The sequence below is a fragment of the Arenibacter algicola genome, from assembly GCF_000733925.1.
Classification (GTDB): Bacteria; Bacteroidota; Bacteroidia; order Flavobacteriales; family Flavobacteriaceae; genus Arenibacter; species Arenibacter algicola.
Genome location: NZ_JPOO01000003.1, coordinates 631,652 through 643,746, shown reverse-complemented (window position 1 = coordinate 643,746; position 12,095 = coordinate 631,652). Strand labels below are relative to the sequence as shown.

At 36.2% G+C, this 12,095-nt stretch carries 13 protein-coding genes; 11 read left to right on the top strand and 2 right to left on the bottom strand.

Going from position 1 to position 12,095, the window contains the following annotated elements; all coding sequences use genetic code 11:
- Positions 1 to 94: 94 nt before the first annotated feature.
- The 9 genes from U735_RS0112995 (at position 95) to U735_RS0112950 (ending at position 8,174) form a co-directional block, all read left to right on the top strand.
- Positions 95 to 694, top strand: coding sequence for a DUF6642 family protein (locus U735_RS0112995; RefSeq protein WP_031444235.1), 600 nt, complete (start codon positions 95 to 97; stop codon positions 692 to 694).
- A 955-nt stretch (positions 695 to 1,649) separates the two neighbouring features.
- Positions 1,650 to 3,383, top strand: coding sequence for a helix-turn-helix domain-containing protein (locus U735_RS0112990; protein ID WP_031444234.1), 1,734 nt, complete (start codon positions 1,650 to 1,652; stop codon positions 3,381 to 3,383).
- Between the two features lie 97 nt (positions 3,384 to 3,480).
- Positions 3,481 to 3,654: a hypothetical protein gene (locus tag U735_RS25595; RefSeq protein ID WP_157365024.1), complete on the top strand. Its 174-nt coding sequence runs from the start codon at positions 3,481 to 3,483 to the stop codon at positions 3,652 to 3,654.
- An 83-nt stretch (positions 3,655 to 3,737) separates the two neighbouring features.
- Positions 3,738 to 4,157, top strand: a complete 420-nt coding sequence (locus tag U735_RS0112980; RefSeq protein WP_093979978.1) for a hypothetical protein — start codon at positions 3,738 to 3,740, stop codon at positions 4,155 to 4,157.
- Between the two features lie 221 nt (positions 4,158 to 4,378).
- Positions 4,379 to 5,239, top strand: coding sequence for an SDR family oxidoreductase (locus tag U735_RS0112975; protein WP_031444232.1), 861 nt, complete (start codon positions 4,379 to 4,381; stop codon positions 5,237 to 5,239).
- A 579-nt stretch (positions 5,240 to 5,818) separates the two neighbouring features.
- Positions 5,819 to 6,169, top strand: coding sequence for a type II toxin-antitoxin system MqsR family toxin (locus U735_RS0112965; RefSeq protein WP_031444230.1), 351 nt, complete (start codon positions 5,819 to 5,821; stop codon positions 6,167 to 6,169).
- 4 nt (positions 6,170 to 6,173) lie between these two features.
- On the top strand, positions 6,174 to 7,187 hold the full coding sequence (locus tag U735_RS0112960) for a type II TA system antitoxin MqsA family protein (RefSeq protein WP_031444229.1): 1,014 nt from the start codon (positions 6,174 to 6,176) through the stop codon (positions 7,185 to 7,187).
- 248 nt (positions 7,188 to 7,435) lie between these two features.
- The gene (locus tag U735_RS0112955; protein WP_031444228.1) at positions 7,436 to 7,720 is read left to right on the top strand and encodes a multiubiquitin domain-containing protein; all 285 of its coding nucleotides are present in this window, start codon (positions 7,436 to 7,438) and stop codon (positions 7,718 to 7,720) included.
- Positions 7,695 to 8,174, top strand: coding sequence for a DUF6791 domain-containing protein (locus U735_RS0112950; protein ID WP_031444227.1), 480 nt, complete (start codon positions 7,695 to 7,697; stop codon positions 8,172 to 8,174). Before U735_RS0112955 ends, U735_RS0112950 begins: the two co-directional genes overlap by 26 nt.
- Before the next feature lie 89 nt (positions 8,175 to 8,263).
- Here U735_RS0112950 and istB read toward each other — a convergent pair whose 3' ends face one another.
- Both istB and istA read right to left on the bottom strand, forming a co-directional pair.
- On the bottom strand, positions 8,264 to 8,989 hold the full coding sequence (gene istB, locus U735_RS0112945) for an IS21-like element helper ATPase IstB (protein ID WP_031442541.1): 726 nt from the start codon (positions 8,987 to 8,989) through the stop codon (positions 8,264 to 8,266).
- A gap of 17 nt (positions 8,990 to 9,006) precedes the next feature.
- Positions 9,007 to 10,566 (bottom strand): IS21 family transposase, encoded by a 1,560-nt coding sequence (gene istA, locus U735_RS0112940; protein ID WP_051891860.1) that lies wholly within the window; start codon positions 10,564 to 10,566, stop codon positions 9,007 to 9,009.
- 276 nt (positions 10,567 to 10,842) lie between these two features.
- Here istA and U735_RS0112935 point away from each other — a divergent pair, with 276 nt between their 5' ends.
- Both U735_RS0112935 and U735_RS0112930 read left to right on the top strand, forming a co-directional pair.
- Positions 10,843 to 11,610: a ThiF family adenylyltransferase gene (locus U735_RS0112935; RefSeq protein ID WP_051892139.1), complete on the top strand. Its 768-nt coding sequence runs from the start codon at positions 10,843 to 10,845 to the stop codon at positions 11,608 to 11,610.
- Positions 11,591 to 12,019, top strand: coding sequence for a DUF6527 family protein (locus tag U735_RS0112930; protein WP_031444225.1), 429 nt, complete (start codon positions 11,591 to 11,593; stop codon positions 12,017 to 12,019). The genes U735_RS0112935 and U735_RS0112930 overlap by 20 nt, the downstream gene beginning before the upstream one ends.
- The last annotated feature ends 76 nt before the right edge of the window (positions 12,020 to 12,095 follow it).

Here is a 12,095-nt window from a genome sequence, read left to right as displayed (position 1 = left end):
ATGTGCGTGAAACGGTATTTTATGTGAAAACGTTGAAAAACCAGAAGAGTTACAGTAATTTTGTATTTCATATACTATACATAATTTCAGAAACTTGTTAGAGAAAAGACGACAATTGCCCCAAGAGCAATTAACTGATGCAGATTATTTCATTTATTGTTTGGAAGGGGTTCCTGACATAGAAACGGACAAGCTTACCGAAGCACAAAAAAACCTGGAACAATTGGCCATGCAGTACGGAGTAGCCAGTATTTATAAAACATGCGACACCATTGAAGGGCTAGAAGCCAGTTTAAATGCCTTGGTCATGGATGATCATCATTTTAAAGACTATGAAATAATCTACTTGGTGATGACGGGTGAGGCTAATAGTATTTGTTTAAATGACTACTACTATAGTTTACAGGAAATTGCAGAACTTTTTGAAGGAAAGTTAAAAGGAAAGATCTTACATTTTTCCAATGCAAAAGTGCTGGATCTGGACGAAGAAGAAGCACAATATTTTTTGGATATCACCAACGCAAAAGCGGTTTCTGGCTATGGCAATGAATTTAATGGACTAAGTAGCTCAAATCTTGATAAAGCATTCTTTAACTTGTTTAAGGAAGATGATAATATGTTGGATGTTGTAGAAGAATTGCACCAAAGACATTACAATGTCTGCAAATTGCTTGATTTTAGATTGTATTATTAGTGAAACTCAATTTTGAGAAGTCGGTAAGACGCACTTAAAATTGCAAGTTGAACTAATCCCGCCTTTTTCGGCGGGATCTAGGTTCAATACCTCGCCCCTTGGGCCGATTCCTATTATTAGTGAAACTCAATTTTGAGAAGTCTGTAAGACGCACTTAAAATTGCAAGTTGAACTAATCCCGCCATTTTCGGCGGGATCTAGGTTCAATACCTCGCCCTTGGGTCGATTCCTATTATTAGTGAAACTCAATTTTGAGAAGTCTGTAAGACGCACTTAAAATTGCAAGTTGAACTAATCCCGCCATTTTCGGCGGGATCTAGGTTCAATACCTCGACCCTTAGGTCGATTCCTATTATTATTGAAACTCAATTTTGGGAAGTCTGTAAGACGCACTTAAAATTGCAAGTTGAACTAATCCCGCCTTTTTCGGCGGGATCTAGGTTCAATACCTCGCCCCTTAGGTTCGTGCCCTCAGCAATATGTATCACAGAGCAGCTTTGAGTAAAAGTTGTCAATAACAATTGACTATATCCACAACAACTGCGTAGAACAAGGATTAGTTAAGGACCCAGTGGCTTGGAAATATAGCAGCGCAAGGAACTATGAGAAGGATGATTCGGTTATAAAATAGATAATGATGGCATTCATTTAGGTATACTGGAATTATGGGGAATAGTAGAAAAGATTAAGAGGCATGGTATGGGCACGAGCGTGACGCTCGAGCCAGCTTGGGAGCCGATGGTAGGAGGGGAGTTACACCGAACTTGTCGTGAGGTGCATGAATTTCTTTTAACCAAAAACTAGTTATGAATAAATGGCCGTTCCATTCAGGCGGGCCTGTTCGTCAGACAGCTGTGAGGAATGGGTTCTTTGTGTAATTAATTTTATAGATTTGTTTTAACAAATCAACACTTTGAACAATCAAAAATCAGTAGCAGTTTTACCCTTTGTTAATATGAGCAATGATATTGACAACGAATATTTCTGTGACGGTATCACTGAAGAAATTATAAACGCACTAACAAAAATTGACAAACTTAAGGTTATTGCCAGAACCTCATCTTTTGCCTTTAAGGGAAAAGATATAGATATCCGAAAAATTGGGGGGCAACTAGGGGTAAGCACAATTCTTGAAGGAAGCATTAAGAAATCCCGGGAAAGGGTTAGGATAACGGCCCAATTAATAGACGTTGAAGATGGTACGCACTATTGGTCTAAAAAATTTGATAGGCGATTAATAGATATTTTTGATTTAGAGGATGAAATTAGTTTAACAATAGCTGAAGAAGTTCGAAACAATTTTGGGCATTTTGAAATTCAAGAGCATTTAATAGAGCAGCCAACAAGCAGCGTAGATGCCTATCAAATGTATTTGAAAGGACGTTCTTTTCAATTGAAATGGACACCAGAGGGCCTTAACCAGGCCATAAACTACTATAACAAGGCCATTGCATTGGATAAAAATTACGCCAAGGCCTATTATGCCAATTTACAATGCTATGGGTTATCGGCAATGTGGGGTTATATTCCTTATGACGAGGCTATGGAGTCGGCCATCAACAATTTGCTTATGGCAAAAGAATTAGACGCCTCTTTACCGGAATATCCTTTGTCTTATGTCGGAAAGTTTTTGTGGGGAGAATGGGATTTTAAGAATGCCTATATTCATATTAAGAAAGTCTTGGCCATTAACCCCAATCATATTGACGGTTTAGAAGCTTTAACAGAGTTGTTCATAGCGCTTGGTTTTTTTGACATGGCCTTGCCATATGCAAACAAACTTTTAGAGGTAGATCCGCTTTCTGCAAACAATCATTACACATTGGCCCATATTCACTATTTTCAAGGCCTATTTGACAAAGCCCTTGAAAATGTCGATTACGCCTTAACACTTAACCCTGAACTAGAATTAGCGCATCATTTAAAATGCTTTTGTTTAATATGGCTGAACAAAAAACAGCAGTTTCAGGAATTTATACACAACACCTCATTAATAGAAGAGAAAAATCTCTTGTTTAGCCTTGTTAACGAAAAGCATATTGACGTTCCCCATCAAATTATTGAAAAATGGTCTAGTCTCAGTAAAGATAAAACCATGCTGTTACCTTATGACGTGTTTATTTTGGCCAACTCGCATCAAACGGGGACGGCCTTTTCTCTCTTAAAGGAAATGATCGACCAAAGACGCGGTCAAATCATTAACTATAGGCAGGATCCATTCTTGAGGCCCCTGCATAAAATAAATGGTTTCACAGATCTACACCGGTCAAATTTATCGTCTGCGGATATCAAATCTACTAAGAAAGATGAAGAGAAAGCAACGGCAAATGTTTTGGATAAAGACCAAATTAAGAAACAAAAAGGCAAATTACTTTCATATTTTAAGGAAGATGAACCTTTTTTAAATCCACAATTAAACTTACAGTTCGTTGCTCAGGTTTTGGAGCTGAACAACAATAAAGTATCATTTCTGATCAATCAGGCGTTTGATGTAAATTTTAATGACTTTGTTAATTCTTATCGCCTCAAACACTTTAAATTGATAGCACTCGATTCCAATAATTCTCACCTTACCATTCTTGGGTTGGCTTATGATAGTGGTTTTAATTCTAAAACCGTATTCAACACCTATTTTAAAAAAATAGAAGGGGTAACCCCTAGGGCTTGGATGAAAGCCAACTCATTGTAAATCTCGCCTATTTCGTTTCAGATTATAATTTAGAACGATTTGCCCAATAATCCGGTGAATCTTTGCTGCATAATTTATAATCAAAAAACGATCAATTATGAATGCATCCATTTTAGGAGCCAAAACTTATTTAGGGAATATTCTAAATAGCATGATTGGCTTTGTGCCAGAACACGATGCCACAATTGTCTTGCTGAGCCATCGGCAAGACGATAGAGGCTGGCAACGCAATACCATTATCCGTCAATTATTAACGAAAGAATTTAATTAACAATAGAATACAATCATTTAATCAATAAACACATGAAAAAGTTAGCGTCAATAGTCACATTACTTACATTGTCAGTAGCACATATGTATGGGCAGGAAACATCGAAACAAGCATTTGAGATCAAGGTCATTACAAGTGTAGAATCTATCATTCCGAGCGGGCTGGGACGGTCACGTTTAATTTCGTCCAACGAAGAAAGGGATTACAAACAATTTACCTCTAGTAGAACGGAAGAAAACAATACCAGAAACAAATCGAAAAGAAAAGATATTAGACTTAAAAATTTTGAAGAAACGAAATTATTGAACTTTTATAACCTCGGCGGAATCCGGTTTCAAAATATAGCCGCCAATGATGCCTTGATTTCTTCAAAATTGACCGAAATGCTTTCCAAAGGTTGGGACCTGATGTTCATAACCAGTGCCGTAGAAAGCGATGCGGGGAAAAACGATGACAACGGTATTTTTATTACCCGCTATATTCTTAAAAGAAAGTTCAACTAAACCGGCGTAATATAACGTGAGTTCGACATGAAAATAATTTCAAGACATTGATTTCGTGCAAATTAAAAAATTGCTATTGTCTCCTCGAGCGGAGTCGAGAGGTTATTTTACTGTAATGCTTTTACAATGAGGTCTCGACTCCGCTCGACCGGACAAAATTATCATAAACAACTCATTAACAATTAAATATAAATCGTACTCACGTTAATATAGTTACCTAAATGAAAGATACCAACATATTATTAGCGGGCGCCACAGGCTATTTGGGCAAGTATATATTAAAAGAACTGCTAGAGAAAAAAAATCAGGTAATCGCTATTGTACGCAATGCTGATAAGCTGCAAAATAGTGATGAAAACTATTTAGAGATAAAACAGGCAGAGGCTACAAAGCCTGAAACATTACGAGACATTTGTAAAGGAATAAACACGGTAATATCCACGGTCGGCATTACAAAACAAAAAGATGGCCTAACGTATATGGATGTAGATTATAGGGCCAATATGAATTTGCTCGAAGAAGCCAAAAAAAGTGGTGTAGCACACTTTGTATACGTTTCTGCCATTAATGGCGACAAATATCGGGATTTAAAGATTTTTGAAGCCAAAGAGAAGTTTGTCGCTGCTTTAAAAGCTTCTGGGCTCAACTATACCATAGTGCGGCCAAACGGTTTCTTTTCAGATATGGGCCACTTTTTACAAATCGCCAAATCGGGTCGTGTGTTTTTGTTTGGATCTGGCAATCAAAAATTCAACCCTATCCATGGTGCGGACCTTGCTAGAGCCATTGTAGATATCTTGGATGATGACAATAAGGAATTGACCATTGGAGGCCCCGATGTTCTGAGTCTTAATGATATTGCCAAACTCGCCCTGACCGCTTTGAACAAGCCCATAAAAATCGTTCATTTACCCGATTGGTCAAGAAAACTAAGCATTCGGTGTTTAAGATCTTTCACAAGTGTTAAAACCTATGGCCCTATCGAGTTTTTTCTGACCCTGATGGCGGAGGACAATATTGCGCCAACCTATGGACAGGAACATCTAAAAGATTTTTACATAGAAGAGGCCAAAAACCTATAAGACCTTAAATGGATCAAAATAGCCTGATTCTCTAGTTTTGACAGGTACTTTAGTCTTGAATTTAGCTTTTACATACGCGATAAAAATGGATTACCCGGTGGGTGATTATTTTTTTCGGCGGGTTGATGCCGTTGGACTTGTTGGCAAAATTTTCTTTTACATAATACCAGCCGATATGGTTCTAAAGAAGCCATATCTGGTATTATGCAAAATAGCGGAGCTATACGAAAATTATGCATTTTGGGCTATTTGCCAAAACGTCATTAAATGTTCTATAATGTTCTGCGCCCGCCTGAACGAATTCATTCGGGCAGGTTATGTAACTTTGCTTTGCTTAAAAGCGAAAGTTGTTACTACAGTTGCTCCAAAAAATATATCTCAAAAGTTTCTCTTGCAATGTTAATGGAACACTTTTTATGCGACGACGTAGGAGGGAAGCATAATGTGTGTGGAATGAAGTGTCACACCTAAAAGTGCAAAACAACTATAAAGTTATTAACAATTGTGTTAGTAATTATATAATACACTTTAAAGTTGAATTAAAATATTTTTTGTATATTTGTATTGTGAAATTATATCATGGTAACAAAACAACAAGTAAAAGACTTTCTTCGAGAATTCAAGGAGAAAATGAAAATTTGGGAGGTTATTTTTCTTGATGGCAGAGAAAAGAACACTCAAACGCTTGCTGATTTGGAGTTGATGCCAGTCGAAAGAAAAAAAGTTCTAGAAAAATTAGAACTTGAAGATTACTGCGAAGGTCCACTCGAAGAAAGCCAATTTATTGGTAGTGAGATGTGGGTCTTTGGTAGGAGACTAAAAGGCGAAGAAATATATATTAAAATATCACTTGGAAGGGAAAACACAGGTGTTATTTGTATTTCTTTTCATATAGCTGAATTTCCAATGAAATATCACCAGTTTAACTAATTTTATGAAAAGTCCAATTACAGGAAAAGAAATGTCTATTCAAGTTAGAAACATGGTAATTACATTTAGAAAGGATTCTTTCTCGGTAGATTACCCAAGTTTTTATTGTGAAGACAGTAACGAGTATTTTACGACTACTCAATTTGATACGATTAAAATGAAACAAGTTTATAATCAGTATCGTGACAAGTATAATTTACCCTTTCCAGAGGAAATAAAGGAAATAAGAAGTAAATATGGATTATCCGCAGTCAAAATGTCTGAAATATTAGGTTTTGGTGTTAATGGTTACAGAAATTATGAAAACGGAGAAGTACCAAGTCAATCAAATGCGAATTTGATTCAATTGGCAAATGACCCAGAAAAATTTAAATCCTTAGTTGAAATTAGCAGTGTTTTTGATGTTGATTCTAAGGAGAAAGAAGAATTGCTAGCCAAAATTGATAACTTAATAACTAAAAAACGGAAACAACAATTCTTTTTTAGATTTGAAGATTATCTTCTTGGAGAAAAACTCCCTGATAATTTTAGTGGCTATATAAAACCAAGTATAGAAAAACTGACAGAAATGGTTGTGTTTTTTGCACAAAATATGGAACCATATATTACTAAATTAAATAAGCTTTTGTTTTATAGTGATTTTCTACATTATAAGTATGAAGCTGTTTCGATGAGTGGCACAAGATATCGTGCTATAGATCGAGGACCTGTTCCTAATAATTATGATAGTATTTTTGATTTTATGAATAGAGAGGGAGATGTTAATATTATTGAAGAGGAAAGACAATGGGGATTTAGTAAACAATTTGTTTTATTTAAAGACCGTACTTTTAATTCAAGCTTGTTTTCTGAAATTGAATTAGAAATACTAAACAAAGTGAATAATACTTTTAAAGATATTAATACTCCTGATATTGTTGAAATAAGTCATACTGAAGATGCTTGGATTAATAATTTCCACAATGGTAAGAGTTTAATAGATTATAAATATGCGTTTAACATTAAAAATATTAGCTGATAAGAAATAAAAAAATCCAATCTATTGCGACAACAATAAATTGGATTATGTAAATGGGATAAAAAGTTTTCGACGACTTTACAATAAAAAGGCTTATCACCTTTATAGTTTCCCGTGTTTTGTTATACAATATTACTTCTTTTTAAAGACTTGTACAACTATTGATATAACCTTTTTGTCTGAACAGTATTATTCTCAAACTGTTTTAAAGCATTGAGAACTATGAAATCCATTAAAAAAAGAAAAAAATGGAACATAAAAATGACAGTAGTAAAGACCATGGAAACGGACATAACAAAGTTTATGTTATAGTTGTTAATGGTAGAGAAAAAGAATGGAATAAAAAAGAAATTTCATTCAAAGAAGTAGTAATCTTAGCTTTTGGAAGTTATCAAGAAAATAACAGAACTTGTTATACGGTAACTTACACAAGAGGTAATAATCATAAACCACAAGGTTCTATGGTTGTTGGAGACACTATACGTATTAAGCATAAAATGATATTCAATGTCACAGCTACTGATAAATCATAGCCAAGATTTGAAGCGTCTAAGAGACGAAGGATATCAATTAGAAGTATGTGATGGACATTTATTTGTCCATCATATACCTTATGTTAACATTCATAAAGAAGTTAAATTTGGTGTTATGGTAAGTACTTTAAATTTAAGTGGTACAAAAACTGTAAAGCCAGAAACTCATGTGATTATGTTTAATGGAGAGCAGCCTTGTGACAAAAACGGTGTTATTATAAATGGAATACAGCATAGTTCTGTTAGTAAAAGGTTTAGTAATGGTATAATTACTTCATTGTCTTTTTCTAATAAACCACCTCAAGGATACCTAAATTATTATGAGAAAGTAAAAACTTATGCAACTATAATTTCATCACCTGCAAAAGCTTTAGATGAAAATATAACAGAAACACCATTTAATCCCATAATTGAATGGATATTCCGAGGAAAGTTTACCACCATTCCGCTCTAAAGTTTACCAGTAAATTCCTGGCGTAAGTTTACCAGTTTACATCACTTTTTTCCACCGCGGGAACGGTTATAAAAATCAATTATACAACATTATTTTCTTTTTCTTAAAGATTCCCCTTTAAGTTCTATTTTATGTGCAGCTGCTGACAATCTGTCAAGTATGGCCTCGGCTAAAGTCGGCTGATCCAAGAACGCGTAAAAATGGTCAAAGGGCAGTTGAGAGGTTATGATCACCGACCCTATGCCATAACGATCTTCCAACAGATCCAATAAGGTCAGTTTAGCATCGCCGGATAAGGGTTTCAGACCAAAATCATCCAGGATGATCAGCTTTTTTGCCGTCAACTGTTTGATGAGTTTTAAGTAAGTGCCATCGATCCTGGATTGTGCAATAGTCTCTAAAAATTTGTTCATCGATAGGTATAGGGTCTTATATCCCATAAGACAGGCGGAGCGCCCCAGTGCACAGGCCAGGAAGGATTTTCCGGTTCCGGTCTGGCCTTGGATCAGTAAATTCTGTCCTTTTTCCAGATAGTGTCCTTCAGCTAACTGTAATAGGGTCTCTTTTGTAATTCCCCTTTCCGGGTTACAGATAATTTCTTCCATGTTGGCCCGATAGCGAAGTTTCCCGGCCTTGAGCAATCGCTCGGTCTGCTTGTCCCTACGATACTCTTGTTCTGCCTGGCACATCAGGGCCAGAATGGTGTGGGCATCCTCCTGCTGATGTGTGGGCAGGCTTAGTAGGGTTTGATACCGCTTGGCCATTCCGGCAAGCCTTAGGCCCTGTAATTGTTGTAAAGTTGTTGCTGTGTTCATCTTTCAAAGATTATTAATTAATGTTTCATTTTGTTTACAAAAGCTTGTGGTCCCCGGAGATTTTCGTGATGGGGTATGGGTGATTTTTCTGGCGGGCTCTCTTCTATCCGGTCCATCTTGTTTTCTAGGATAGTGGCTACCACTTTGTAGTTGTACCGGTTTCCGGTCAGGGCCCGCTTACAGGCTGCCTCCACACGGAGACCCCCATATTGTTTGATCAGTCGCATAATTCCCAGAAAGGGGCCATAGGCCTGATGCACGGAAATCTTACTTTTCATAAGCTTCTCAAAGAATTCTTTGGTATGGGGACCATTGTCCGCAGCTTGTTTTAAATAATAATCCGGAGTCCATCCACGTTGCACGGCCATCTTGCGATGATGTTCGGGCATATGTTCTAAAAGGGTGGTTATCCCATGTTTTTTATAGTTACGCTGGTGCACGGCAATGCGCTCCAGTTGATAATAGATTTCCACACATTCTGTATCGTAAATAATATTTATCTCCTTACCAACGTGGTGGTAAGGAACACTATAAAAATGCCAGTCTTCTCCCATTACCACATGATAGTTCTTTTGTACCTTGGCCCTGGTGAGATGATTGAACTGGTATGGATGCTCGGGAAGGCTCTGCAGTGCCGGTAGCTCCTGGCCGGTAAAGAGCTCCCTTCGGCTAAAAGACTTCTTCTGGAAGTTAATGTCATGATGGGCTTCCAAAGCCTTTTTTATCCCTTGGTTCAGCTCTTGGATGCTGTAGAACGTTTCGTTACGGATAGTGGCATACACCCGGCGATAGGTGATCTTCACCTGGTTTTCTACAGATGGCTTATCTTTTGGAGCCCTTACCCTTGTGGCCAACAACCCTATATGGTTGTGCAGGGCCCATTGTTCCAATGCCTGGGGAAAAGTAGGTTCATACCTGCAGCTACGGACCACCCATTGTTTCATATTATCGGATCTGGCATTGAGTGGAACCCCGCCAAAATAATTTAAGATATCATTCAGGGCAGGAATTACCTGGGCAAGGGAAGCATCAGGTAATGCTTTTGCATAACCAAAACCACTAAAAGGAAGTACGCCTATAAGTACCGGGCAGGCTATAATTTCCCCCGTAGAAGTGGCCACATAGCTTAACTTAGAACCTGCAAAATCAATTTCCAGCAGCTCTCCGGGATTATGTTTAAAGATCATGGACGGGCTCTTCAAATTGATCTGGATATCCAATAATTCACAAAAACGAGAGTAGCTAAAGCCTTCTGGATATTCTTTTAAATACTCCTGCCAGAGCAGTAGCCTGGTTACCCCGACGCGCCCTAGTTCGGAGATAAAATAATCCGCTTGTTCCAAAAAATATAGTTTACGGACATCCGGGGTCCGGTCCGATCCTTTCTTTTTGGTTTTTACCAATTCATAAAGTTCCGGATCTTTAAGTTTAAGAAGTGTATCATAATCAAATCCACTGGTCTCAAAGATGCCCCGGTAGGAATGAATAGTAGGCCTGGAGACACCAGTCTGCTCCGCAATGCTACGCTCTGATACATCTCGTTTTAGGAATAATAGTATTTGTCTAATTTTTTGCATACCAAGGGTTTTATTCGCCATAATTTTAAGGAGTTGGTTATTCAACCTAATGTACCCCAGCATCATGGATTTATTCCCTTGGTGGTAAACTTTGCTTTGGAATTTTTGGTAAACTTTGTGCCGGAATGTCAGCCTATAAAAGCGTAGTTCCATCTTCAAAAATCCTAATCAATCAGAAAAATTGTAAATCTTTGCCCTGATTATTCTGGTAAACTATACTCAGGAATCAGTGGTAAACATTGCTTCGGAATCGGTGGTAAACATTGGCTCAGAACAGTGGTAAACTTTGAAGTGGAATATCCAATTGAAAATGATGTTAATTCTGTATTTAAATATTATGACACGAATTCTAGTAGAGCTAATATTGAATTTATTAATGAAAAATTTATCAATCAAAAAGTAGCAATCATAGGATTAGGTGGTACAGGAGCGTACATTCTAGATTTAATAGCAAAAACTAAAGTAAATGAAATACATATTTATGATGGAGATATCTTTCTAAATCATAATGCTTTTAGATCTCCTGGTGCAGCATCAATTGAAGTTTTAGAAAAAAAACCTAAAAAAGTGGATTATTATAAGGGTGTCTATTCTAAAATGAGAAATAACATATTTGGGCACTCATATTATCTTATTGAAGATAATTTTAAAGAGCTAAATAGTATGGATTACGTTTTTATTTCTATCGATAATAATCTTATTAGAAGATCATTAGTCAGTTATCTGAATTCTTTAGAAATACCATTTATTGATGTTGGATTAGGAGTAAATTCAGTTGATGATTGTTTGATTGGCACTGTAAGGGTAACTACAGGAACTAAATATAAAAACGATCATTTTGAAAATAGAATTCCAGCAAGTAACAATCCAAATAACGAGTATGAAACAAATATTCAAATTGCTGAATTAAATTCGTTAAATGCTGTTTTAGCAGTACTTAAATGGAAAAAATTATCTGGATTTTATCAGGATTTAGAAAATGAACATCACACAACTTATTCTATTAATAATTCACATTTACAGAATGAAGAAGTTATCGTATAAGTTTGTAGAGTTTATGCCTAATTTGATTGAAAATAATACGTTGTATATTTCAATTGAATATTGCACAGCCATACATAAATGCATGTGTGGTTGTGATAATGAGGTTGTAACTCCATTATCTCCAACTGATTGGAAGATAATATTTGATGGTAAATCAGTTTCTTTATCACCTTCAATTGGAAATTGGGGTTTTGATTGTAAATCTCATTATTGGATTAGAGAGAATAGGGTAGAATGGGCAAAAAAATGGTCTGATGAAGCAATTGAATTTAATAGAAAACAAGATAAACAATTAAAATCTGAGTTTTTTAATGAAAGTTATAATCCTGATGACGAAGTTGAAATAGTTAATCCAAAAACGAAAACATTCTGGACTTTTTTAAAATCATTGTTTAATAGTATTATGTAAAATAGAATCTAGATGTTTAACTTGGCCTCATAAAATTTTGGTGAAAACAATAGGAGAAATGAGCGTGCATATTTTA